This is a genomic window from Streptomyces sp. ML-6, from assembly GCF_030116705.1.
Lineage (GTDB): Bacteria > Actinomycetota > Actinomycetes > Streptomycetales > Streptomycetaceae > Streptomyces.
The window spans coordinates 1759767-1784877 of sequence record NZ_JAOTIK010000001.1 but is presented as its reverse complement, the minus strand read 5'-3'; the positions used below and the strand labels follow the sequence as shown (position 1 = coordinate 1784877).

The 25111-nt window shown below is 72.0% G+C and carries 20 protein-coding genes and 1 pseudogene; 17 read left to right on the top strand and 4 right to left on the bottom strand.

What is annotated here, in order from left to right:
• Positions 1–149: 149 nt before the first annotated feature.
• Entirely contained in the window at positions 150–539 is a 390-nt protein-coding gene (locus OCT49_RS07890; protein WP_283851168.1) for an SCO2097 family morphological protein, read from the top strand.
• Between the two features lie 392 nt (positions 540–931).
• On the opposite strand, the gene OCT49_RS07885 is transcribed toward OCT49_RS07890, so the two are convergent.
• From OCT49_RS07885 to OCT49_RS07870, 4 genes are all read right to left on the bottom strand, one after another.
• Positions 932–3484 (bottom strand): transglutaminase TgpA family protein, encoded by a 2553-nt coding sequence (locus tag OCT49_RS07885; RefSeq protein ID WP_283851167.1) that lies wholly within the window; start codon positions 3482–3484, stop codon positions 932–934.
• Positions 3481–4863 carry a DUF58 domain-containing protein gene (locus OCT49_RS07880; RefSeq protein ID WP_283851166.1) on the bottom strand — a complete coding sequence of 461 codons (1383 nt, stop codon included), beginning with the start codon at positions 4861–4863 and terminating at the stop codon, positions 3481–3483. The genes OCT49_RS07885 and OCT49_RS07880 overlap by 4 nt, the downstream gene beginning before the upstream one ends.
• A complete protein-coding gene (locus tag OCT49_RS07875; RefSeq protein ID WP_283851165.1) occupies positions 4863–5906 on the bottom strand; it encodes an AAA family ATPase in 1044 nt (347 codons plus the stop codon). Before OCT49_RS07875 ends, OCT49_RS07880 begins: the two co-directional genes overlap by 1 nt.
• Positions 5907–6167: 261 nt before the next feature.
• Positions 6168–6731, bottom strand: coding sequence for a beta-class carbonic anhydrase (locus tag OCT49_RS07870; RefSeq protein ID WP_283851164.1), 564 nt, complete (start codon positions 6729–6731; stop codon positions 6168–6170).
• A gap of 378 nt (positions 6732–7109) precedes the next feature.
• Here OCT49_RS07870 and rsmH point away from each other — a divergent pair, with 378 nt between their 5' ends.
• The 16 genes and pseudogenes from rsmH (at position 7110) to OCT49_RS07795 (ending at position 25049) form a co-directional block, all read left to right on the top strand.
• A complete protein-coding gene (gene rsmH, locus OCT49_RS07865; RefSeq protein ID WP_283851163.1) occupies positions 7110–8075 on the top strand; it encodes a 16S rRNA (cytosine(1402)-N(4))-methyltransferase RsmH in 966 nt (321 codons plus the stop codon).
• A 103-nt stretch (positions 8076–8178) separates the two neighbouring features.
• A pseudogene (gene ftsL, locus OCT49_RS40040) lies at positions 8179–8391 on the top strand (cell division protein FtsL); the annotation flags it as partial.
• A gap of 294 nt (positions 8392–8685) precedes the next feature.
• Positions 8686–10659: a peptidoglycan D,D-transpeptidase FtsI family protein gene (locus OCT49_RS07860; RefSeq protein ID WP_283855711.1), complete on the top strand. Its 1974-nt coding sequence runs from the start codon at positions 8686–8688 to the stop codon at positions 10657–10659.
• 17 nt (positions 10660–10676) lie between these two features.
• A complete protein-coding gene (locus OCT49_RS07855) occupies positions 10677–12404 on the top strand; it encodes a UDP-N-acetylmuramoyl-L-alanyl-D-glutamate--2,6-diaminopimelate ligase (RefSeq protein WP_283851162.1) in 1728 nt (575 codons plus the stop codon).
• Between the two features lie 4 nt (positions 12405–12408).
• Positions 12409–13815: a UDP-N-acetylmuramoyl-tripeptide--D-alanyl-D-alanine ligase gene (locus OCT49_RS07850; RefSeq protein ID WP_283851161.1), complete on the top strand. Its 1407-nt coding sequence runs from the start codon at positions 12409–12411 to the stop codon at positions 13813–13815.
• Positions 13812–14882 (top strand): phospho-N-acetylmuramoyl-pentapeptide-transferase, encoded by a 1071-nt coding sequence (mraY, locus tag OCT49_RS07845; RefSeq protein ID WP_283851160.1) that lies wholly within the window; start codon positions 13812–13814, stop codon positions 14880–14882. Before OCT49_RS07850 ends, mraY begins: the two co-directional genes overlap by 4 nt.
• Positions 14879–16297, top strand: coding sequence for a UDP-N-acetylmuramoyl-L-alanine--D-glutamate ligase (gene murD / locus OCT49_RS07840; RefSeq protein ID WP_283855710.1), 1419 nt, complete (start codon positions 14879–14881; stop codon positions 16295–16297). Before mraY ends, murD begins: the two co-directional genes overlap by 4 nt.
• A gap of 110 nt (positions 16298–16407) precedes the next feature.
• The gene (gene ftsW, locus OCT49_RS07835; protein ID WP_502963346.1) at positions 16408–17862 is read left to right on the top strand and encodes a putative lipid II flippase FtsW; all 1455 of its coding nucleotides are present in this window, start codon (positions 16408–16410) and stop codon (positions 17860–17862) included.
• Positions 17863–17868: 6 nt separating this feature from the next.
• A complete protein-coding gene (gene murG / locus OCT49_RS07830) occupies positions 17869–18963 on the top strand; it encodes an undecaprenyldiphospho-muramoylpentapeptide beta-N-acetylglucosaminyltransferase (RefSeq protein WP_283851159.1) in 1095 nt (364 codons plus the stop codon).
• Positions 18964–19013: 50 nt separating this feature from the next.
• Positions 19014–19808 (top strand): cell division protein FtsQ/DivIB, encoded by a 795-nt coding sequence (locus tag OCT49_RS07825; protein WP_283851158.1) that lies wholly within the window; start codon positions 19014–19016, stop codon positions 19806–19808.
• Between the two features lie 277 nt (positions 19809–20085).
• Positions 20086–21300 carry a cell division protein FtsZ gene (gene ftsZ / locus OCT49_RS07820; RefSeq protein ID WP_283851157.1) on the top strand — a complete coding sequence of 405 codons (1215 nt, stop codon included), beginning with the start codon at positions 20086–20088 and terminating at the stop codon, positions 21298–21300.
• A complete protein-coding gene (gene pgeF, locus OCT49_RS07815) occupies positions 21297–22037 on the top strand; it encodes a peptidoglycan editing factor PgeF (protein ID WP_283851156.1) in 741 nt (246 codons plus the stop codon). The genes ftsZ and pgeF overlap by 4 nt, the downstream gene beginning before the upstream one ends.
• Positions 22038–22043: 6 nt before the next feature.
• A complete protein-coding gene (locus OCT49_RS07810; protein ID WP_283851155.1) occupies positions 22044–22763 on the top strand; it encodes a YggS family pyridoxal phosphate-dependent enzyme in 720 nt (239 codons plus the stop codon).
• Between the two features lie 126 nt (positions 22764–22889).
• Complete coding sequence (locus OCT49_RS07805) at positions 22890–23513, top strand: cell division protein SepF (protein WP_148834397.1); 624 nt, start codon at positions 22890–22892, stop codon at positions 23511–23513.
• A 71-nt stretch (positions 23514–23584) separates the two neighbouring features.
• On the top strand, positions 23585–23869 hold the full coding sequence (locus tag OCT49_RS07800) for a YggT family protein (protein ID WP_283851154.1): 285 nt from the start codon (positions 23585–23587) through the stop codon (positions 23867–23869).
• Positions 23870–23918: 49 nt separating this feature from the next.
• The gene (locus tag OCT49_RS07795) at positions 23919–25049 is read left to right on the top strand and encodes a DivIVA domain-containing protein (RefSeq protein ID WP_283851153.1); all 1131 of its coding nucleotides are present in this window, start codon (positions 23919–23921) and stop codon (positions 25047–25049) included.
• The last annotated feature ends 62 nt before the right edge of the window (positions 25050–25111 follow it).

The window sequence follows — 25111 nt, the reverse complement described above, 5'->3', positions numbered from 1 at the left end:
CGGGGAATCAACGCCTCAGCAGCCGAGCCGTCGTGGCGGCCCGGACTGGCTGATGGGCAAGAAGGCGGGTTTCACGGGGGCGAATCCCTGCCTATCCTGGAAGGGCCGCATACCGGCCGCCCCCCGCGGCCGACGACGAGGAGGACTCCGTGCCGCTCTCGGAGCACGAGCAGCGAATGCTCGAGCAAATGGAGCGAGCGCTGTACGCCGAAGATCCCAAGTTCGCGACAGCGCTCGAGGGAAGCGGGCTGCGTACGTACACCCGGCGACGGGTCTATCAGGCGGTCGCAGGCTTCCTGGTGGGTATCGCGCTCCTCATGTCCGGAATGGTCGCTCAGCTGATCTGGCTCAGCGTGGTGGGGTTCCTCGTCATGCTGGGCTGCGCGGTCCTCGCGGTCACCGGCTGGCGCAAGGCGCCCAAGCCGGGCGAGCATCCGGCGAGCGGTGGTGGCGGTCGTCACCACCCGAGGCAGCGCCGGACCGTGATGAACCGCATCGAGCAGCGGTGGCAGCGCCGCCGCGACGAACAGGGCCAGTAGCCCTCGAAACACTCCTGGACGAGGGGCGGCCGCGACTTCGCGGCCGCCCCTCGCTCCTGTCCGGGCCGACCGAGGAGCGCGGAAGCCGCCCCTGTGGCGCACCGGCCGGTGAGCGCGGGCCGGGGCACCGGCTCGGCACACAACCCCGCCCGGTGCTCGCGCGCACTCCGCCCCCCGATGCTGCCGTGTCGCGTTATGTGTGCCATGCGTGCCGTGCCGTGCGGCGCAGTGCCGTCCAGCCGCGGTGTCGGCGCCGTGCAGCGTCGTGCCGTGCAGCCGCAGTGTGGCGGTGCCGTCCTTTCGGCGTCGTCCGGCTCCGGGCCGGTCCTGCGGGCCGCCGGGGCGGGGGCCGGGCTTCCGGTCGTCCCTTCCGGCGGCCCGCAGGCCGTGCCTCATCCCTGGGGGCGGAACGGGCGCCGCAGCGGCCGCACCGGCCACCGGAGACGGCCCCACAGCGCCGAGCACCGGCCGGTGAACGCCGCCCAGCGGGCCGAGGCCGTCCAGATCACCCGAATGGCCGAGCGTGGCGCCACGACCGCCCGGATCCGGTCGACCCGGCCGGCGGACGCCCGCAGACCGGCCCGTACCGTCTCCACGTCCTCGGACAGCCCGGTGGCCGGGCGGGGCTCCGGGGCGTAGAGGACCTGCTCCACCGCCCCGGCCACCCGGTGCACCGCGTCCGCCGCGTCGAATTCGAGCCGCCCCAGCCGCACCATCCGCACCGCCGCCTTGCGCGGGGTCCGGGAGTCGTCCGGTTCGATGCCGTGGTCCCAGGCGGTGTCGGTGATCTCCTGCCAGGCCGCCAGCGTCCTGGCCGTCGTGCCCGCCGCGTCCGCCGGGGCGGGAGTCCACGCGACGCCGCGGGCCCGGTCCGGACCGGTGGCGGCGGACCGCGAATCCGACGGTACGGCCCGTCCCTCGGCCGACGCCGGCGCGGCCCGCTCCTGGGCCGGCGTCCGTCCGGCGGGCGGGGCCAGCCTGCGACGACGCGCCCGGAGCCGCCACAGCATCGGCAGCAGGGGCAGTACGAGGATCACCACGGCGAGCAGGGACAGACCGACGACGGCCCCCGTCGACGTACCGGAATCCGTCGGGGTCACCGGTCCCTGCGCCGTCGTGTCGCCGCACTCGCCCTGCTTGCGCATCTGCGCCGGGCACTCGTCCGGGACGGCCGGGGCGGCCGTCGGCGCGGTCGAGGCGTTCTCCTCCGGCACGGCCGGGTCGTCCACGTCGCCCTCGGGGGCCTCCTGCCGGGTGTACGTCGGCACGCTGCCCCGCGTCGGGGTCGGCTCGAAACGGGTCCACCCGACGCCCTCGAAGTACAGCTCGGGCCAGGCGTGCGCGTCGCGCAGACCCACCGAGACCGAACCGTTCGCCTGCTCCGTGCCGGGGGCGAAGCCCACCGCGACCCGGGCCGGGATGCCCAGCGTCCGCGACATCGCGGCCATCGTGAAGGAGAAGTGGACGCAGAAGCCCTGCTTCTCCTCGAGGAAGCGGCCGATCGCCGCGCTCCCGGTGCCCGAGTTCACCGAGGTGTCGTAGACGAAGCCGCCGTTCGACGCGAAGTAGTTCTGCAGCTTCACCGCCCGCTCGTAGTCGTTGGCGGCGCCCCTGGTCACCTCGGTCGCGGTCTTCCCGACCACCTTCGGCAGGGAGTCGGGCACCCGGGTGTACTCACGTCGCAGGGCGGCCGGGGCGGGGCCCGCCGAGGCGAGCTGCTCGGCGGTCGGCTGCACCACCAGGCTGGAGACCTCGTACTGCGCACCACCGGTCGTCTGCCCGCGGTCACCGACGAGCGTCCGCCCCGCCGGCTCGTACCGCCAGCGTCCGCCGATCTTGACCTCGGCCGCGGGGTAGGGGAGCGGCAGATAGGTCTGCCGGTAGGAAGGGGACGAGGAGATGTTCGACCGGATCTCCGTGACCTCGACGTCCGGGCCGAGCCCGGCCGGCTGCGGCAGCCGCTCGGGCACGTCGCTCAGACGGCGCGTGGAGGGCCGCCACTCGTCGCCGTTGAACTGGTCCAGGGCGAGGATGCGCAGGTAGAAGCCCTGCGGATCGTTGGTGTTGGTGCGGTAGGACATCACCTGCCGGTTCTCCGGCTGGTTCAGGTTGTTCTGCAGCGAGACCAGGGGGTTCACCGCGGAGATGGTGCCGCCGCTCCCCTGGCCGCCCCCGCCGCCGTTCCGCTCGCTCAGCAGGCCGCCGTCGAGCGCGGGCAACGCCGCCGGCACGACCAGCGAGACGCCCAGGACCAGCGCGCCGATGCGGCGCCCGGTCCGGACCGGGGCCGTCGGGTGGCCGCCCGAGAGCGCCGCGCCGACCGCGGGGCCCCGCGGGGCCCCGCCGGTGGCACCGCTGAAGACCCGCCCCCACTGCGAGAGCCGGTCCCGGCCCTCCGCCAGCAGGAGCAGCAGATAGCCACCGGCCGCCAGCAGGAACCAGAGCCAGCCGGCCCCACCCTCGGACAGCCCGGCGGCGACCGAGTACAGCGCGAGCAGCGGCAGACCGGCCGGGGCCGCGCTGCGGAAGGTCACCGCGAGGGCGTCCACGGCCAGGCCGACCAGCAGCACACCACCGATCAGTATCAGCCGGATGCCGTCCGTCCCGGGCGCCGGAGCGGCGTAGGTGCCGACATCGTCGGCGCCCGCCCTCAGCAGCTCCGCCAGCCGCTGGAACACCTCCGGACCCGGCAGCACACCGGCCGGTGCCTGTTCCCTGGCGAACGCCACGGTCAGCAGGACCAGCAGGACCAGCGCCTGCGCCACGACGATCACCGCACGGGGCACGGGCGCCCGGCGGACGAGCGCGCCCGTCCCGCTCTGGACCGCCAGCAGGAAGGCCGCCTGCAGGATCCAGCTCGCCGGCTCGACCAGCGGCAGCATCGAGGTCGCCGCCGCCAGCGTCGCCACGAAGGCGCACAGCGCCAGCCGACCACGACCGCTCATGACCATCCCCCGGAGAAACCCGTCGTACCACCCGCGTCGCCGACGGAATCCGCCGTCACGCCCTGGTGCCCCGCCTGCCGCCAGTATTCGGCGAGACCGGTCCCGGGCGTCACCGGGACCGCCGTCCAGCCCGACTCCCGCAGCAGCCGCAGCCGTTCCCCGAACGTCGCCTCCGCCCCCGGGGCCGGGGCCTCGCCCTGCGTCCAGGCCGCGGCTGCCAGGACGAACGCCACGGCGCCCCCGCTGCGCTGCCGCATCCGCGCCGCCACCGCGACCTGCTCCTCGTCGAGGTCGCCGAAGAACGCGACCAGCAGTCCCTCGTTGCCGCCGCGCAGCACGTCGTACGCGCGGGACAGACCGCTGCCGTCCGAGTGGCCGACCACCGCCAGGGTGTCCATCATCAGCCCCGCCGAGTCGGCGGACTCCTGCGTCGAACCGGCGAAACCGCCCTCGCCCTCGCCGGGGACCGTGGTCCCGTCATCGGTCAGCAGCCGGACGGCGAAGCCGCGCTCCAGCATGTGCACCAGCGTGGATGCGGCCCCGGACACCGCCCACTCGAAGGCGGAGTCGGGCCCCGCCCCCCGGTAGGCGATCCGCCGGGTGTCCAGCAGCACCGTGCACCTGGACCGCTGCGGCTGTTCCTCGCGGCGCACCATGAGCTCGCCGTAGCGCGCCGTGGAACGCCAGTGGACCCGGCGCAGGTCGTCGCCGTGCCGGTAGTTGCGCGGGATCACGTCGTCGTCACCGGCCAGCGCCAGCGAGCGCTGCCGCCCCTCGCCGTACCCCGGGGCCTCGCCGGCCAGCCGCACCGGCGGCAGCGGCTCGGTCCGCGGAATGACCACGAGGGTGTCGTACGCGCTGAACGAGCGGGTCAGCTCGCACATCCCGAACGGATCGCTCAGCCGCAGCTGGAGCGGCCCGAGCGGGTAGCGTCCGCGCAGGTCCGAGCGCACCCGGTAGGACACCTCGCGGTGGCCGCCGGCCTCCACCCGGTCCAGTACGAACCGGGGCCGGGGCCCGAGCACGTAGGGCACCCGGTCCTGGAGCATCAGCAGCCCCGTCGGTATCCGCGAGACGTTCTCCATGCGCAGACGGACCCGCGCCTCGGTGCCCGCCGGAACCCGGGACGGCGAGAGCCGCCGGGTGCCCGCCACCCGGTACCGGGTGCGGACGAGCACCATCACACAGACCAGCGGCAGCACGGCGAGCAGCAGCCCGACCCGCAGCAGGTCCCCCTGCCCCAGCACGTACGCGCAGACCGCCGCGGCGACACCGGCCGCGAGGAAGGACCTCCCGCGCGTGGTCAGCCCGCCCAGGGCCGCCCGCAGCGCGCCCCTGTCGTCGCCGTCGTTCCTCGCGGGCGGCCCCCCGGCGGCCATCACACCCGCCGTGCGCCGGGCTGCCGGCCGTACACCGGGGGCCCCGGCTGGTGCCGGGGCTGCGTCTGGACGCCGCCGGCGGCGGTCGGGACCGGTGTCCGCTGGAGGATCTCCTGCACGACCTGCTCGGAGGTGCGGCGGTTCAGCTGGGCCTGGGCCGTCGGCAGCAGGCGGTGCGCGAGCACCGCGACCGCCAGCGCCTGCACGTCGTCCGGCAGGCAGTAGTCCCGGCCCTCCAGCGCCGCGGAGGCCTTCGCGGCGCGCAGCAGGTGCAGCGTGGCCCGCGGCGAGGCGCCGAGCCGGAGGTCGGGATGGCTGCGGGTGGCCGCGACGAGCTCCACCGCGTACCGCCGCACGGCGTCGGCGACGTGCACCGTACGCACCGCGTCGATCAGCTTCACGATGTCGTGCGCGTGCGCCACCGGCTGCAGGTCGTCGAGCGGCGAGACGGCGCCGTGCACGTCGAGCATCCGCAGTTCGGCGTCCGCGTTCGGGTAGCCGATCGACACCCGCGCCATGAACCGGTCGCGCTGGGCCTCGGGCAGCGGATAGGTGCCCTCCATCTCCACCGGGTTCTGGGTGGCCACCACCATGAACGGATCGGGCAGCTCGTAGCTGTGCCCGTCGATGGTGACCTGGCGCTCCTCCATCGACTCCAGCAGCGCGGACTGGGTCTTCGGCGAGGCCCGGTTGATCTCGTCGCCGATCACGATCTGGGCGAAGATCGCCCCCGGCTTGAACTCGAAGTCGCGCCGCTGCTGGTCGAAGACGGACACCCCGGTGATGTCCGAGGGCAGCAGGTCCGGCGTGAACTGGATGCGCCGCACCGAGCAGTCGATGGACCGCGCCAGCGCCTTGGCCAGCATCGTCTTGCCGACTCCGGGGACGTCCTCGATGAGGAGATGTCCCTCCGCCAGCAGCACGGTCAGCGAAAGCCGCACGACCTCGGGCTTGCCCTCGATCACCCGCTCCACCGACCCGCGCACCCGCTCCGCGGTCGTGGTCAGATCTGTGAGGCTCGCTCGATCGTCATAGGTCGTCACCCGGTCCTCCTCGGCCCTGCCCCCGCCCACGAGGGGCAAGGGGTACCCCAATCACGGACCGACGCGCATGGAGCCGCCCGGCCACCCCGAAACATGGCCACCCCTTCCGGAACCGCCCGGCGGGATGCCACACGGGCATTCTTGTTGCCGTTGCCGCGTCATGTCACTTGCCTGTGGACAAGTGGGGGCGGTATGCCGGGTTCGGTAGGATTTTTCGGTTCCGGAAGGGGTGGTACCGGGGCTGAGGGATCGTACCGGGGGTCAGGCCGCGGGCAGGATCTCGCGCAGCAGGCCGGTGGTCACGTCGAAGACGAAGCCGCGGACGTCATCGGTGTGCAGCAGGAACGGCGAGGTGCGCACGCGCTGCATCGACTGCCGCACGTCCTGGTCGGCGTCCTTGTACGCCTCGACCGCCCAGACCGGACGCTGGCCGACCTCCACCTCCAGTTCCTGGCGGAACTCCTCGGTGATCGACTCCAGGCCGCAGTTGGTGTGGTGGATCAGTATCACGCTGCGCGTGCCCAGGGCCCGCTGGCTGATGGTCAGCGAACGGATCACGTCGTCGGTGACCACACCGCCCGCGTTGCGGATGGTGTGACAGTCGCCGAGCGCCAGGCCGAGCGCGTCGTGCAGGTCGAGCCGGGCGTCCATGCAGGCGACCACGGCGACGCGCAGCACCGGCTTCGCGTCCATGCCCGGATCCTCGAAACCGGCGGCGTACCTGGTGTTCGCCGCGACGAGGCGGTCGGTGACCGTCTCCCCGTCACGGGCCTGATCGGCGGCGGGCGCGGCGGGCCCGGCGGGGGAGTGTGCGGAAGTCGACATGGCTACGACGTTATCCCCCGCCCCCCGTCGCGTCGCGTTGTGAGAAGGGACAAAGAACGTCAACGAGACTTGTTGTGAGGTAACCCACAAGCCTCCCGGCGCTCCTCCGGGCGGGTGAGGGCCGGGCAGGGCGACGCGCAGCCCGGCTGATTGATCGGGAATCGATCGAATGGCAGGGTGGACTAAAGTGACGGGAAGTTACCGACACCCCGCACATTCCGAAGATTTCCCCCGTGTGCGGCGTACGTGCGGCCCGGCCCTCTCCCGCTCGCCGGTCGGCAGGCGCCTCCTTCCCCGGTGCCGTTCGGCCTCCCCTTCTGAGCGGGCGGGGACCGGGCCGTACGTACGACCGCACGGGACCTGAGCCTGAGAGGGCACATGAGCCAGACCCGACACGTCCCGGTGATGCTCCAGCGGTGCCTGGACCTGTTGGCCCCGGCTCTGGAGACGCCGGGCCCGCAGGCGCCCGTGGTCGTCGACTGCACCCTCGGCCTCGGCGGACACAGCGAGGCGCTGCTCTCGGCCTTCCCCTCCGCCCGGCTGATCGGGCTGGACCGGGACAAGGAGGCGCTGCGGCTCTCCGGCGAACGGCTCGCCCCGTACGGCGACCGGGCCACCCTGGTGCACGCCGTCTACGACGAACTTCCCGAGGTGCTCGACAGGCTCGGCGTCCCGAAGGTCCAGGGCGTCCTGTTCGACCTCGGCGTCTCCTCCATGCAGCTGGACGAGGCCGACCGCGGCTTCGCCTACGCCCAGGACGCCCCGCTCGACATGCGCATGGACCAGACGACCGGGATGAGCGCCGCCGAGGTCCTCAACACCTACCCGCCGGGCGAGCTGGTGCGCATCCTGCGGGCGTACGGCGAGGAGAAGCAGGCCAAGCGGATCGTCTCCGCGATCGTGCGCGAGCGCGAGAAGGAGCCGTTCAGCAACAGCGCCCGGCTCGTCGAGCTGATCCGCGACGCGCTGCCACAGGCCGCCAAGCGCACCGGCGGCAACCCCGCCAAGCGCACCTTCCAGGCGCTGCGCATCGAGGTCAACGGCGAGCTCACCGTCCTGGAACGGGCCATCCCGGCGGCCGTGCAGAGCCTCGCCGTCGGCGGCCGGATCGCCGTCCTCTCGTACCACTCGCTGGAGGACCGGTTGGTCAAGCAGGTGTTCGCGGCCGGCGCCGCCACCACGGCGCCGCCCGGACTGCCGGTCGTGCCCGAGCGCTACCAGCCCCGGCTGAAGCTGCTGACCCGCGGCGCGGAGCTGCCCACGGAGGAGGAGGTCGCCGAGAACCGGCGCGCCGCCCCCGCCCGGCTGCGCGGCGCCCAGCGCATCCGCGAGGAGGAGCGATGAACACCCGGCGTCCGGACCTCCGGCCCCCGGTGACGGCCGGGGCGGCGCGGTGAGCAAACCGGCCGCGCAGTTGCGGGGGCGGGCCGCGCGGCTCGCCCGGCTGATGCCCTCCCGGCCCAGCAAAGCGGCCCGCACCCCCTTCGTCCTGCTGGTCGTGGCGCTCCTCGCCGGTGGTCTGATCACGCTCCTGGTGCTCAACTCGGCCCTCAACGAAGGATCGTTCAGGCTGAGCGAGCTGAAGAAGCGGACCACCGAACTCACCGACGAACAGCAGGCCCTCCAGCGCGACGTCGACAACTACTCCAAGCCCGACGCCCTGGAACGGCGCGCCCGCGAGCTGGGCATGGTCCCCGGCGGCAGCCCCGCCTTCCTCGGCCCGGACGGCAAGGTCCGGGGCGTGCCCTCCGAGGCCGGCGCCGCCCCGGCCCCGCCCTCGCCGCGCAGCACCGGCACCCCCTCGGTCCGGCCGGCCGCGGGCGCCGCGTCCCGTTCCGCCGCACGGACCCCGCCCACCCCTCGGGCACCACCCGTCCCACCGCCCCCGCGGCCCCGTCCGCCACGCCGCGCACCCCGGCGGACCAGCCCTCGACGAGCCCCGGCAGGTGACCCAGTGCCGTCCAAGGAACCACCGCGCCGCCGGGTCCCCGGCCCCGCCCGCCCGCGCGGCGCCACGGACGGGCGGCGCCCCCGGCCCGCCGCCCGCCGCCCCGCCGCCCCGCCCCCGCGCCCGTCCCGCCCCCGACCCGCGGGCCCGCTGCGCCTGGGCAATCCGCGTCCCCGGCTCCGGCTGGTCAGCCTCGCCCTGACGCTCGTCATGCTGGTGTTCGTGGTCCGGCTCCTCCAGGTCCAGGCCGTCGACGCCGACGCGTACGCGGCCAAGGCGAAGGAGAACCGCTACCTCGACCACACGATCTCCGCCGAGCGCGGCGAGATCACCGACCGCAACGGGATCGCGCTGGCCACCAGCGTCGACGCGTACAACATCACCGCCGACCCCTCGATGTTCACGCCCGAGTTCAGCAAGGCCCCGGACGCACCCCAGCAGGCCGCGGCGCTGCTCGCCCCGATCCTCGGCACCGACACCGCCGAGCTGACCCGAAAACTGGCCGGAAAAGGCCGCTACACCGTCCTCGCCCGCCGCCAGACCCCCCAGGTCTGGAACCAGATCAAGGACCTCAAGTCGGTCTTCGCGGAGAAGGCCGCCAAGGACCGGGCCCGCGGCGGCGCCGGAGCCAACGTGCTGGCCGGCGTCTTCCAGGAGGCGACGACCAAACGGGTGTACCCCAACGGCGGGCTCGCCGCCGGGATACTGGGTTACGTCAACGCCGAGGGCGAGGGCGCGGGCGGCCTCGAATCGAAGCTGGACAAGGAACTGGCGGGCGAGGACGGCAAGATCAGGTACGCCCAGGCCGGCGGTCGGCAGGTGCCCACCGCGGGCACCAAGGAGATCCCGGCCGTCCCCGGCTCCGACGTCGAGCTGACCATCGACCGCGACATCCAGTGGGCCGCCCAGCAGGCCATCACCGACCAGGTGAAGAAGTCGAAGGCCGACCGGGGCTACGTGATCGTCCAGAACACCAGGACCGGCGAGGTCCTCGCCATGGCCAACGCCCCCGGCTTCGACCCCAACGACCTCTCGCAGGCCGACGCGGCGGCACTGGGCAACGCGGCGCTCCAGGACGCGTACGAACCCGGCTCCACCAGCAAGGTCATGTCGATGGCCGCCGTACTGGAGGAGAAGGTCGCCACCCCGGGCACCCACGTCACCGTCCCCAACCGGCTGCACCGCGGCGACCGGCTCTTCAAGGACGACGTCGACCACCCCACCTGGTACCTGACGCTCAACGGCGTACTCGCCAAGTCCAGCAACATCGGCACCATTCTGGCCACCGGCGAACTCGGCAAGACGCAGGCCGAGGCCAACAAGGTCCTCCACTCCTACCTGCGCAAATTCGGGATCGGCTCGCCGACCGGCCTCGACTACCCGGGCGAGACCCCCGGCATCCTCGCCGCCCCCGGCGACTGGTCGACCTCGCAGCAGTACACGATCCCGTTCGGCCAGGGCCTCTCGCTCAACGCCATGCAGGCCGCTTCCATCTACTCCACGATCGCCAACGACGGTGTCCGGATCGAGCCCACGCTGGTGCGCGGCACCAAGGACGCCCACGGCCGCTTCCGGGCCGCCGACCCGCCCGAGCGGACCAGGGTGATCAGCGCGAAGACCGCCAGGACGCTGGCAGCCATGCTGGAGTCGGTGGTCGGCGACGAGGAGGGCACCGGCACGAAGGCCAAGATCCCGGGCTACCGGGTGGCCGGCAAGACCGGTACGGCCAACCGGGTCGATCCGGTGCGCGGCGGATACCGCGGCTACACCGCTTCCTTCGCCGGCTTCGCGCCCGCCGACAAGCCGCAGATCACCGTCTACTGCGCGATCCAGAACCCGACCAAGGGCAGCTACTTCGGCGGCCAGATCTGCGGGCCGATCTACAAGCAGGTCATGGAATTCGCGCTGAAGACCCTCCAGACCCCGCCGTCCGGCAGCGATCCGGCCAGGCTGCCGGTGTCCTTCGAACCCGACGAGTGAACCCGGGGAACCAAGCAGTGACAACCATCACGCCCGAACCCGGGAACCAGAACCGGAACCGCCAAAACCCCGGCCCCTCACTTCGCGAGAGGCCGGGTGCGCCCGGTACGCTCACCGCCGTGCCCCACGCTGATCAGTTCCAAACCACCCAGAAGGCCGCGCCCGCGCAATACCCGGGAGCGCCCCGTCCGGACCGGATCGGACCGACGCCGCTCGGCGAACTGGCGGCCCGGCTGGGAGTCGAACCGCCGGGGACCGGCGAGGTCACCGGCATCACCCACGACTCGCGGGCGGTGCGCCCCGGTGATGTGTACGCGGCCCTGCCGGGCGCCCGCCTCCACGGCGCCGACTTCGCGGCCCAGGCGGCCGGCCTCGGCGCGACGGCGATCCTCACCGACCCGACGGGCGCCGAACGTGCCGCCGCCACCGGACTGCCGGTGCTGGTCACCGAGGACCCGCGCGGCCGGATGGGCGAACTCGCCGCCGAGATCTACGGACGCCCCGGCGCCGGCCTCCTCCAGATCGGGATCACCGGGACGTCCGGCAAGACCACCACCGCGTACCTCGTCGAGGGCGGCTTCCGCGGCGCGGGCCATGCCACCGGACTGATCGGCACCGTCGAGATGCGGATCGGCGACGAGCGCATCAAGTCCGAGCGCACCACCCCCGAGGCCACCGACCTGCAGGCCCTGTTCGCCGTCATGCGCGAGCGGGGCGTCGACTCGGTGACCATGGAGGTCTCCAGCCACGCCCTGGTGCTCGGCCGGGTCGACGGCTGCGTCTTCGACGTCGCGGTCTTCAACAACCTCAGCCCGGAGCACATGGAGTTCCACTCCGGGATGGAGGACTACTTCCAGGCCAAGGCACGGCTCTTCACACCCGGGCGCAGCCGGCAGGGCGTCGTCAACTTCGACGACGCGTACGGCCGCAGGCTGGTCACCGAGGCGTCCGTCCCGGTCGTCACCTTCTCCGCCGAGGGCCACCCGGACGCCGACTGGCGGGCCGAGGAGGTCGAGGTGGGCCCGCTGGGCTCCACCTTCACCGTCGTCGGCCCCAAGGACGAACGGATCACGGCCAGGGCCCCGCTGCCCGGCCCGTTCAACGTAGCCAACACCCTCGCCGCGATCGTCACCCTCGCCGTCGCGGGCATCGACCCGCAGACCGCGGCCGACGGCGTCGCGGCCGTCCCCGGCGTCCCCGGCCGGCTGGAGCGGGTGGACGCCGGACAGCCCTACCTGGCGGTCGTCGACTACGCGCACAAGACCGACGCCGTCGAATCCGTCCTGCGCTCCCTGCGCAAGGTCACCGAGGGCCGGCTCCACATCGTCCTCGGCTGCGGCGGCGACCGCGACACGACCAAGCGCGGCCCGATGGGCGCCGCCGCGGCCCGCCTCGCCGACACCGCCGTGCTGACCTCCGACAACCCCCGTTCCGAGGACCCCCTCGGAATCCTGGCCGCCATGCTCGCGGGCGCCGCCGAGGTCCCCGTCCACGAGCGGGGCGACGTCCTGGTCGACGCCGACCGGGCCGCGGCCATCGCCGCCGCGGTCGCCCGTGCCGAACCCGGTGACACCGTGCTGGTCGCCGGCAAGGGCCACGAGCAGGGCCAGGACATCCACGGCGTCGTACGCCCCTTCGACGACCGCGTGGTCCTGCGCGCGGCCATCGACCGCTCCCTGGGGCACGCGAGCACCACGGACGCCGACCCCCGCGCCCACACCCACGAGAACAACAGTCAGGGATGACCAAGTGATCGCCCTTTCCCTCGCCGAGATCGCCGAAATCGTCGGCGGGCAGTCGCACGACATACCCGATCAGGCAGCAACCGTCAGCGGACCGGTCGTCATCGACTCCCGGGAGGTGAAGCACGGCAGCCTGTTCGCCGCCTTCGCCGGCGAGCGGGTCGACGGCCACGACTACGCGCAGCGCGCCGTCGAGGCGGGCGCGGCAGCGGTGCTGGCCACCCGCCCCGTCGGCGTTCCGGCGATCGTCGTCGACGACGTCGTGGCGGCGCTCGGCGCGCTCGCCAGGGCCGTCGTGGACCGCCTCGGCACCACCGTCGTCGCACTCACCGGCTCCGCCGGCAAGACCTCCACCAAGGACCTCATCGCCCAGCTCCTCGAGCGCAAGGGGCCCACCGTCTACCCGGCGGGCAACCTCAACAACGAGATCGGCCTGCCGCTCACCGCCCTGCGCGCCACCGAGGACACCCGCCACCTCGTCCTCGAGATGGGCGCGCGCTACATCGGCGACATCCGTTACCTCACCGGCCTCGTCCCGCCCCGGATCGGCCTCGTCCTCAACGTCGGCACCGCCCACATCGGCGAGTTCGGCGGCCGGGAGCAGATCGCGCAGGCCAAGGGCGAGATGGTCGAGTCGCTGCCCGAGGACGGCACCGCCGTGCTCAACGCCGACGACCCGCTCGTACGCGCCATGTCCTCCCGCACCAGGGCCCGGGTGCTGCTCTTCGGCGAAGCCGCGGAAGCGGACGTAAGGGGAGAGAACGTCCGTCTCACCGACGACGGACGCCCCGCTTTCAAGCTCCACACACCCACCGGGTGCAGCGACGTGACCATGCGCCTGTACGGTGAGCACCACGTGTCGAACGCGCTCGCCGCGGCCGCCGTCGCCCATGAGTTGGGCCTGTCCGCAGACGAGATCGCCCAAGGGCTCTCCGAGGCGGGCACCCTCTCCCGCTGGCGCATGGAGGTCACCGAGCGTCCGGACGGCGTGACGTTCGTCAATGACGCCTACAACGCGAACCCCGAATCCATGAAAGCCGCGCTGCGCGCGCTGGTCGCCATGGGAAAGGGCCGGCGTACGTGGGCGGTGCTCGGCCAGATGGCCGAGCTCGGCGACGCCTCGCTCGCCGAGCACGACGCGGTCGGACGGCTCGCCGTCCGGCTCAACGTCAGCAAGCTCGTCGCCGTCGGGGGGAGAGAAGCCTCCTGGCTGCAACTGGGCGCATACAACGAGGGTTCGTGGGGTGAGGAGTCGGTGCACGTGTCCGACGCACAGGCCGCGGTCGACCTGTTGCGCAGTGAACTGCGCCCGGGAGACGTCGTGCTGGTGAAGGCGTCCCGGTCGGTCGGCCTGGAGCAGGTCGCCATGGCACTGCTGGGCAACGCGTCCGAGGGCGAGGTCGCGGGCCGATGAGGCAGATCCTGTTCGCGGGGGCCATCGGGCTCTTCCTGACCCTGGTCGGAACTCCGCTGCTGATCAAGCTGCTGGCCCGCAAGGGATACGGCCAGTTCATCCGGGACGACGGCCCGCGCACCCACGGGTCGAAGAAGGGCACGCCCACCATGGGCGGCATCGCCTTCATCCTGGCGACGATCATCGCGTACATCGCGGCGAAGCTGATCACCGGCGAGGAGATGCGATTCTCCGGCGTGCTGGTGCTCTTCCTGATGGCGGGCATGGGCCTCGTCGGCTTCCTCGACGACTACATCAAGATCGTCAAGCAGCGTTCGCTGGGCCTGCGGGCCAAGGCGAAGATGGCGGGCCAGCTGATCGTGGGCGTCGCCTTCGCGGTGCTCTCGCTCCAGTTCGCCGACTCCCGCGGCAACACCCCGGCCTCCGACAGGCTCTCGTTCGTCACGGACTTCGGCTGGTCGATCGGCCCGGTGCTGTTCGTCGTCTGGGCGCTGTTCATGATCCTCGCCATGTCCAACGGCGTGAACCTGACCGACGGTCTGGACGGCCTGGCCACCGGCGCCTCGGTGATGGTCTTCGGCGCGTACACCTTCATCGGGCTGTGGCAGTTCCAGGAGTCCTGCGCCAACGCGGAGACCCTGACCAACCCCAACGCCTGCTTCCAGGTGCGGGACCCGCTCGACCTCGCCGTCGTCGCCTCCGCGCTGATGGGCGCCTGCTTCGGCTTCCTGTGGTGGAACACCTCGCCCGCCAAGATCTTCATGGGCGACACCGGTTCGCTCGCCCTCGGCGGCGCGCTCGCCGGTCTGGCGATCTGCTCCCGCACCGAGTTCCTGCTGGCCATCCTCGGCGGCCTCTTCGTGATGATCACCATGTCCGTGGTCATCCAGGTCGGTTCCTTCAAGATGACCGGCAAGCGGGTCTTCCGGATGGCACCGCTCCAGCACCACTTCGAACTCAAGGGGTGGTCCGAAGTCCTTGTCGTGGTCCGCTTCTGGATCATCCAGGGCATGTGCGTGATCGTCGGACTCGGTCTCTTCTACGCAGGATGGGCAGCCGAGAAGTGAGCAACCCGGACTGGCAGGGCAAGCGCGTCACCGTCGCGGGACTCGGGGTCTCCGGAATCCCGGCGGCCAAGGTGCTGCACGGCCTCGGGGCCGTCGTCACGGTGGTCAACGACGGGGACGACGAGCGTTCCCGGACGCAGGCCGCGGAGCTGGAGGCGCAGGGCATCGCCGTGCGCCTCGGCGACGGGGCGACCCTGCCCGAGTCCACCGAGCTCGTCGTCACCGCGCCGGGCTGGAAGCCCGACAAACCGCTCTTCGCGGCAGCCGCCGAGGCGGGCGTCCCGGTCTGGGGCGACGTCGAACTCGCCTGGCGGCTGCGCGGCCCCGACGCGGCCCCGTGGCTGGCGGTCACCGGCACCAACGGCAAGACCACGACCGTGCGGATGCTCGCCTCGATCCTGGAGGCGGCCGGGCTGCGCACCGCCGCCGTGGGCAACATCGGCGTCTCGCTCCTGGACGCCGTGGTCGGCGACCAGGAGTACGACGTGCTCGCCGTCGAGCTGTCCAGCTACCAGCTGCACTGGGCGCCCTCGCTGCGCGCCCACTCCGCGGCCGTCCTCAACCTGGCCCCGGACCACCTCGACTGGCACGGCTCCATGGCGGCCTACGCCGCCGACAAGGGCCGGGTCTACGAGGGCAACCGGGTCGCCTGCGTGTACAACGCTGCCGACCCGGCCACCGAGGACCTGGTCCGCGAGGCCGACGTGGAGGAGGGCTGCCGGGCCATCGGCTTCACCCTGGGCACGCCCGGCCCCTCCCAGCTCGGCGTCGTCGACGGCATCCTCGTCGACCGCGCCTTCGTGGCGAACCGGCAGAAGCAGGCCCAGGAACTCGCCGAGATCGGGGACATCGACCCGCCGGCCCCGCACAACATCGCCAACGCCCTGGCGGCCGCGGCCCTGGCCCGTGCCTTCGGCGTCGAGCCCGCGGCCGTACGCGACGGGCTGCGGGCCTTCCGCCCCGACCCGCACCGCATCGAACACGTCGCGGACATCGCCGGGGTGGCCTACGTCGACGACTCCAAGGCCACCAACACCCACGCCGCCGAGGCCTCGCTCGCGGCCTACGACCCGATCGTCTGGATCGCCGGGGGCCTCGCCAAGGGCGCGACCTTCGACGAACTGGTGACCGCGGCCGCCGGCCGGCTCCGCGGCGCCGTCCTGATCGGCCGGGACCGGGAGCTGATCCGTGAAGCCCTCGCGCGACACGCCCCCGAGGTCCCGGTGGTCGACCTCGACCGGACCGACACTGGGGCGATGTCCGAGGCGGTCCGGGAGGCGGCACGGCTCGCCCGCCCGGGGGACACCGTGCTGATGGCCCCGGCCTGTGCCTCGATGGACATGTTCGTCAACTACAACAAGCGGGGCGAGGCGTTCGCGGACGCGGTCCGCGCGCTCGCCGCCGAGAGCGCCTGACGGGTCCGGTCCCCGCGCCGTACTGTCCCGGACGACCGGCGGCGGGCCGTCGCCGCGGGCCCCGGGCCCGGCGGCGGCCCCGGGCACGAGCAGTGGAGGGGACAGCGACAATGCCGGCCGAAGAGAGCTCCGCCGCGGCCTGTGGGCACCGCTCACGGGCCACCGCGCCGATCAGCCGGGCGTTCCCCCCGGGCCTGCTCGCGGGGGCGGGCACGGGCGCCCCGGTGCCGCTGGGCACCGCGCTGCGGGTCCGGTCGGCCACCGGCGCCCGCCGCCCCGCGGCCCCCCGCTCCAAGGGAGGTCCCACCGGCGGCTCGCGCTCCCCGCGCGGCGGCGGCGCACGCCGGATGTACGAGCGGGTGCGCAGGGCCTGGGACCGCCCCCTGACCGCTTACTACCTGATCCTGGGCGCGGGCCTGCTGATCACCGTGCTCGGCCTGGTGATGGTCTACTCCGCCTCGATGATCAAGGCCCTGGAACTCGACAAGCCGAGCACCTACTTCTTCCGCAAGCAGTTCCTCGCCGCCGTCATCGGCGCCGGGCTGATGGCGCTCGCCGCCCGGATGCCCGGCAAGCTCCACCGGGCGCTCGCCTACCCGTTGCTCATGGGAACCGTCTTCCTGATGGTGCTGGTCCAGGTGCCGGGGATAGGGATGTCGGTCAACGGCAACCAGAACTGGCTCTACCTGGGCGGTCCCTTCCAGCTCCAGCCCAGCGAGTTCGGCAAGCTTGCCCTGGTCCTGTGGGGCGCGGACCTGCTCGCCCGCAAACAGGACAAGCGCCTGCTGGCGCAGTGGAAGCACCTGCTCGTCCCGCTGGTGCCGGTCGCCTTCATGATCCTCGGGCTGATCATGCTCGGCGGCGACATGGGCACCGCGATCATCCTCACCGCGATCCTCTTCGGGCTGCTCTGGCTGGCCGGGGCGCCCACCCGGCTCTTCGCCGGGGTGCTCGGTTTCGCCGCGCTCATCGCCTTCGTGCTGATCAGGACCAGCCCGAACCGGATGTCGCGGCTCGCCTGCATCGGCGCCACCGAGCCCGGACCGGGGGACTCCTGCTGGCAGGCCGTGCACGGCATCTATGCTCTGGCCTCCGGCGGATGGTTCGGTTCCGGACTCGGTGCAAGTGTGGAAAAATGGGGTCAACTGCCTGAATCGCACACCGACTTCATTTTCGCCATCACCGGGGAGGAACTGGGGCTGGCGGGGACGCTGTCGGTGCTCGCCCTCTTCGCGGCTCTAGGCTATGCGGGTATCCGCGTGGCCGGACGCACGGAGGACCCCTTCGTGAGGTACGCCGCGGGAGGCGTGACCACCTGGATCACGGTGCAGGCCGTGATCAACATCGGTGCGGTGCTCGGCCTGCTGCCGATCGCCGGTGTCCCGCTCCCGCTGTTCTCCTACGGAGGGTCGGCCCTGCTGCCGACCATGTTCGCCGTCGGGCTGCTGATCGCGTTCGCGCGAGAGGACCCCGCAGCGAAGGCGGCCCTGGCCGTGCGAAGGCCCGGGGTGAGATGGAAGACGATGAGACGGCGCGTCAAGAAGCGTCCGTCCGGAGAGCGGTGAATTTCGGTGCATGTCGTACTCGCCGGTGGGGGGACCGCCGGCCACATCGAGCCCGCGCTCGCCCTCGCGGACGCCCTGCGCAGGCAGGACCCGAGCGTGGGAATCACTGCCCTGGGCACGGAGCGCGGACTCGAGACCAGGCTCGTACCCGAGCGGGGGTACGAACTCGCCCTGATCCCTGCCGTGCCACTGCCCCGCAAGCCCACCCCGGAACTGATCACCGTCCCGGGACGGCTGCGCGGCACCATCAAGGCCGCCGAGCAGGTCCTGGAGCGCACCAGGGCGGACTGCGTCGTCGGCTTCGGCGGCTACGTCGCCCTGCCCGGCTACCTCGCCGCCAAGCGGGCCGGGGTGCCGATCGTCGTCCACGAGGCCAACGCCCGCCCCGGCCTGGCCAACAAGATCGGTTCGCGGTACGCCCACGGCGTCGCGGTCTCCACGCCCGACAGCAAGCTGCGCGGCGCCCGCTACATCGGCATCCCGCTGCGCCGCACCATCGCCACCCTGGACCGCGCCCGGGTCCGCCCCGAGGCGCGCGCCACCTTCGGTCTCGACCCCAACCTGCCGACGCTGCTGGTCTCCGGCGGCTCGCAGGGCGCGCGCCGGCTCAACGAAGTGGTGCAGCGGGTCGCCCCGCTGCTGCAGCGCGCCGGGATCCAGGTCCTGCACGTGGTCGGCCCGAAGAACGAACTGCCGCGGGTGGACAACATGCCCGGGATGCCGCCCTACATCCCGGTACCGTACGTGGACCGGATGGATCTCGCGTACGCCGCGGCCGACATGATGCTCTGCCGCGCCGGCGCGATGACCGTCGCCGAACTCTCCGCCGTCGGGCTCCCGGCCGCGTACGTCCCGCTGCCCATCGGCAACGGCGAACAGCGGCTCAACGCCCAGCCGGTGGTCAACGCCGGCGGCGGTCTGCTGGTGGACGACGCGGCGCTCACCCCCGAGTGGGTGCAGGGCAACGTCCTCCCGGTGCTCGCGGATCCGCACCGGTTGTACGAGATGTCCCGCGCCGCCGCCGAGTTCGGCCGCCGGGACGCCGACGACCTGCTCGTCGGCATGGTGTACGAGGCGATCGCCGCACGCCGAGGCGCGTGAGGCCGACGGGTCCGGGGGCGGTGCCCCCGGACCCGGTGTGAGGAGCGAGCGTGGCCGGACCGACAACCGCCCGGCGCGGTACGGCGCAACGGGAGGAATCCCCGGCCCGCCCGCCGCGCACGCGCCCCGAGGGGCGCCGGCTGCCCAGTCGCGGAACGCTGATCGTGAGCGGCGTGCTGGCGCTGCTGCTCGCTTCCGGCGTTTTCTGGGCGCTCTACGGCTCCTCCTGGTTCCGGGTCGAACAGGTCACGACCACCGGTCTCGACGTGCTGGCCCCGGCCGAGGTGGAGGCCGTCGCGGCGGTTCCGGTCGGGGCGCCGCTGGTCTCCGTCGACACCGACGCCATCGCCGGCCGGCTGCTCCGGGAGCTGCCCCGTATCGACTCGGTGGACGTCGTGCGGTCGTGGCCGCACGGAATCCGTCTCGAAGTGGCCGAACGGCAGCCGGTCCTGTTGATTAAAAAGGGTGCAAAATTCACCGAAGTCGACGCGGAAGGTGTGCGCTTCGCGACGGTGGACAAATCGCCCGACGGTGTACCTTTGCTGGAATTGGCGCCCGAGAAGTCCGCGAGCCTGCGCCGGTTCGGCAGCGACCGGCTGGTGGAGGAGGCGGTCCGGGTCGCCGGTGAACTCCCGTCGGGCGTCGCCGAGGACACCGAGGTCGTGCGGGTCACCTCGTACGACTCGATCTCCCTGGAACTCACCCGGGGGCGCACGGTGGTCTGGGGCAGTGCCGAAGGGGGCCCGGTGAAGGCGAGAGTTCTCACCGCTCTCATGAAAGCGGCCCCCAAAGCGGGACACTTCGACGTGAGTGCGCCCACGGCCCCTGCCGCGTCGGGCAGTTGACGCGCATTTGGCCTGGCCAGCACCCTGGTTGGTCAGCGCTACGGGTGATCACATAGGGTGAAAAGAAAAACGGGAGGTTCGGCGTGTTCGTTGAACGCGCGCCACTTGTCGACTTAGTGTCCTGTTCGGAAGAGTCCCTGAAGCAGACACACTGGTAACCCTAAACTTGAACGTTAGGGTTTGGGTCGGCACTTCGGACCGTCCCAATCGGCATCCGTCGTCGCGGCGGGAACAGCGCGCAGCGACGACACGTAACTCGAGGCGAGAGGCCTTCGACGTGGCAGCACCGCAGAACTACCTCGCAGTCATCAAGGTCATCGGTGTCGGCGGCGGTGGTGTCAATGCCATCAACCGAATGATCGAGGTCGGTCTCAAGGGCGTCGAGTTCATCGCGATCAACACTGATGCGCAAGCCCTGTTGATGAGCGACGCCGACGTCAAGCTCGACGTCGGCCGCGAACTCACCCGCGGCCTCGGCGCCGGGGCCAACCCGGCCGTCGGTCGCAAGGCGGCAGAGGACCACCGTGAGGAGATCGAGGAGGTCCTCAAGGGGGCCGACATGGTCTTCGTCACCGCCGGCGAAGGCGGCGGCACCGGCACCGGCGGCGCCCCCGTCGTCGCCAACATCGCCCGCTCGCTGGGCGCCCTGACGATCGGCGTGGTCACCCGCCCGTTCACCTTCGAGGGCCGGCGGCGTGCGAACCAGGCGGAGGACGGCATCGCCGAGCTCCGCGAAGAGGTCGACACCCTCATCGTCATCCCCAACGACCGGCTGCTGTCCATCTCGGACCGCCAGGTCAGCGTGCTCGACGCGTTCAAGTCGGCCGACCAGGTCCTGCTCTCGGGTGTCCAGGGCATCACCGACCTCATCACGACGCCCGGTCTGATCAACCTCGACTTCGCCGACGTCAAGTCGGTCATGTCCGAGGCCGGCTCGGCGCTCATGGGCATCGGCTCGGCCCGCGGCGACGACCGCGCGGTGGCCGCCGCGGAGATGGCGATCTCCTCGCCGCTCCTGGAGGCGTCCATCGACGGCGCCCGCGGTGTCCTGCTCTCCATCTCCGGCGGCAGCGACCTCGGTCTCTTCGAGATCAACGAGGCCGCCCAGCTGGTGAGCGAGGCGGCGCACCCCGAGGCGAACATCATCTTCGGCGCGGTCATCGACGACGCGCTGGGCGACGAGGTGCGGGTCACCGTGATCGCGGCCGGCTTCGACGGCGGACAGCCGCCGGCCCGCCGCGAGAACGTCCTGGGCGCGAGCTCCGCCAAGCGCGAGGAGCAGGCTCCGCCGGTCCGCGCCGCCGAGCCGGTGCGCCAGAGCGGCGGACTGGGCTCCGTGCCCCTCCGCGAGGAGCCGCCGGTCCAGGTGGAGCCCAAGCCGGTGGTGAGCGAGAGCCACCTGCCGCCGGTCGCCCCGCCGCAGGTCCCCTCGGCCCGTCCCTACCAGGACTCCCAGGCCGAAGAGCTGGATGTCCCGGACTTCTTGAAGTGATAGACCGGCACCACGCAGTAGCCTCCGGGGGCCGTGCGCACTTCGCCTTCACCGACAGGTGGGGCGGGGTGAGCGCAGCCCCCTACGAGGAGCTCAACCTCGGCGGCGCGGTCGGAGACGACCCCGCCGCCGTTCTGGCCAACCGCGAGCGCGCCGCCCGTGATCTCGGTCTGGACCCGGCCCGGGTCGTCTGGATGAACCAGGTGCACGGCAGGGACGTCGCGGTCGTCGACGGCCCGTGGGGCGACGCTCCGGAGATACCCGCGGTGGACGCGGTGGTGACCGCGCGGCGCGGCCTCCCGCTCGCCGTGCTCACGGCCGACTGCACCCCCGTACTGCTCGCCGACCCGGTCGCCGGGGTCGTGGCCGCGGCGCACGCGGGCCGTCCCGGCCTGGTCGCCGGGGTCGTCCCCGCCGCGGTCGAGGCCATGACCGGGCTCGGCGCCGAGGTCTCCCGGATCGTCGCCCGCACCGGGCCGGCGGTCTGCGGCCGGTGCTACGAGGTCCCGGCCGACATGCGCGCCGAGGTCGCGCGGAGCGTCCCCGCAGCCTGGTCCGAGACCAGCTGGGGCACCCCGGCCGTGGACGTCGTCGCGGGGGTCCATGCCCAGCTCGAGGCGCTCGGGGTCGAGGACCGCCGGGCCTCGCCGGTCTGCACCCTCGAATCGAGCGACCATTTCTCGTACCGCCGCGACCGCGTCACCGGGCGGCTCGCCGGATATGTCTGGTTGGACTGATAGGGCATGACGGACCGTAGAACTCAACTCGCCGAAAACCTGGCACGGGTGGAGGAACGCATTGCTTCCGCCTGTTCCGCCGCGGGGCGCGGGCGGGAGGAAGTGACCCTCATCGTGGTCACCAAGACCTATCCCGCGAGCGATGTGCGGATTCTGCACGAACTCGGTGTACGTCATGTCGCGGAGAATCGTGACCAGGACGCGGCACCCAAAGCAGCCGAATGCGCGGATCTGTCGCTCACATGGCACTTTGTCGGTCAATTGCAGACCAATAAGGTTCGCTCCGTGGCAGGTTATGCCGATGTCGTGCAGTCGGTGGACCGGATCAAACTGGTCACGGCACTCTCGGCGGCGGCCGTGCGCGAAGGGCGCGAACTGGGCTGCCTCATCCAGGTGGCGCTGGACGCGGAGAGCGGCGAACGGGGCACCCGGGGCGGTGTCGCGCCGGACGGGATCGAGGAGTTGGCCGCCGCGGTCGGCTCCGCGCCGGGGCTGCGGCTCGACGGCCTGATGACCGTCGCACCGCTCGCCGGACCGTACGCGGGACGGCAACGGGCCGCCTTCGACCGGCTGATGGAATTCTCATCCCGGCTGCGCGGGAACCATCCGGCTGCGAACATGGTCTCCGCAGGGATGAGCGCGGACCTCGAGGACGCGGTCGCGGCCGGGGCGACACATGTACGCGTCGGTACGGCGGTACTCGGAGTCCGACCCGGGCTCGGGTAACGTCGCCAAGCAGGTCGGACCACAGCAGAAAATATGGTCATTCCCGCTGATGGCGGGCAGACCTCAGTGGATCGCGGGGCACTTGGTGACATATGCCGATCCACCACAGAGCGGAGGACTCGGAGCATGGCCGGCGCGATGCGCAAGATGGCGGTCTACCTCGGCCTCGTGGAGGACGATGGGTACGACGGTCCGGGGTTCGACCCCGACGACGAATTCGAACCCGAGCCGGAGCCCGAGCGGGACCGGCGGCGGCACCAGCCCGCGCATCAGGTGGAGCGGGACCGCGAACGGGAGCGGGAGGAACCGGTACGAGCGGTACAGCCCCCCGCGCAGCGGGAGCCGGTTCAGATCCCGGCGGAAAGGGAACGACCCGCCCGGATCGCCCCCGTGGCATCCATCACACCTGAACGTCCGAACATGGAGAAGAACGCACCGGTGATCATGCCCAAGGTCGTGTCCGAGCGGGAGCCCTACCGCATCACCACGCTGCACCCCAGGACCTACAACGAGGCCCGTACCATCGGGGAACACTTCCGTGAGGGCACTCCGGTGATCATGAATCTCACGGAGATGGACGATACGGACGCCAAGCGACTTGTCGACTTTGCCGCGGGACTCGTCTTCGGTCTCCATGGCAGCATTGAGCGTGTGACGCAGAAGGTGTTCCTGTTGTCGCCTGCTAACGTCGATGTCACGGCGGAGGACAAGGCCCGCATCGCTGAGGGCGGATTCTTCAACCAGAGCTGAGAACACGACAACGGGAACAACCCCGGCCGTGAGGCCGGAGCTACGAGAGCCAGGGGAGAGGGAAGCGCGAAATGGGCGTCGCAGTGCAAGTTGTCTATGTCGCGCTGATGTGTTTCCTCATCGTGCTGATCTTCCGGCTGGTCATGGACTACGTCTTCCAGTTCGCGCGTTCATGGCAGCCCGGCAAGCCGATGGTGGTCATACTCGAGGCCACCTACACTGTCACCGATCCACCGCTCAAGCTTCTGCGGCGGTTCATCCCGCCGCTGCGTCTCGGGGGCGTGGCACTCGACCTGTCCTTCTTCGTTCTGATGATCATCGTCTACACCCTGATCAACATCGTGATCAGGCTGTGAGCGATACGGTCTTGCCGACTGCCGACGACTACGTAGAGGTGAAGAAGAGATGCCGCTGACTCCTGAGGACGTGCGGAACAAGCAGTTCACGACCGTCCGCCTCCGAGAAGGCTATGACGAGGACGAGGTCGATGCCTTCCTCGACGAGGTCGAGTCCGAGCTGACCCGCCTGCTCCGTGAGAACGAGGATCTGCGCGCGAAGCTGGCCGCCGCAACGCGAGCCGCCGCGCAGAACCAGCAGCAGGGCATGCGCAAGCCGGAGCCGCAGGACAGGCCCGGCGCACCCGTGCCCGCCGCCATATCGGGACCGCCGGTCCAGCAGCAGCCCCCGCAGATGGGTCCCCCCCAGCTGCCCGGTGGTGCTCCGCAGCTGCCCGCCGGTCCCAGTGGTCACGGTCCTGGTCCCCAGGGCCAGCACGGCCCCGGCCCGCAGGGCCCGCACGGCCCCGGTCCGATGCAGGGCGGTCCCATGGGTGGCCCGATGGGCGGCCCCATGGGCGGTCACGCCCCCCAGCAGCAGATGCAGCAGATGCAGCAGCCGCAGATGCAGCAGCCCGGTCAGGGCCCCGGCGGCGACAGCGCCGCTCGTGTCCTCTCGCTCGCGCAGCAGACGGCCGACCAGGCGATCGCGGAGGCCCGTTCCGAGGCCAACAAGATCGTCGGTGAGGCGCGCAGCCGCGCCGAGGGCCTGGAGCGGGACGCCCGTGCCAAGGCCGATGCGCTGGAGCGGGACGCGCAGGAGAAGCACCGCGTGGCGATGGGCTCGCTGGAGTCGGCCCGCGCGACGCTGGAGCGCAAGGTCGAGGACCTGCGCGGCTTCGAGCGCGAGTACCGGACCCGTCTGAAGTCCTACCTGGAGAGCCAGCTGCGTCAGCTGGAGACCCAGGCGGACGACTCGCTGGCCCCGCCGCGGACCCCGGCGACCGCCTCGCTGCCGCCGTCGCCCTCGCTGGCTCCGGCCGGTGCGGGCGCCATGGGCCACACCATGGGCAGTGGCAACCCGCCCATGAGTGGCGGCGGCAACCCGTCGATGGGCGGCGGCCCCTCGTACGGCGGTCAGCAGCAGATGTCGCCGGCGATGACGCAGCCGATGGCGCCGGTGCGGCCGCAGGCGCCGCAGCCGATGCAGCAGGCCCCTTCGCCGATGCGCGGGTTCCTGATCGACGAGGACGACAACTGAGCGGGGCACGCGCGGTGAGCGCGTAGCCGTCGGCAGGCTGAGGGCCGGGCCCGGGGTTTCCC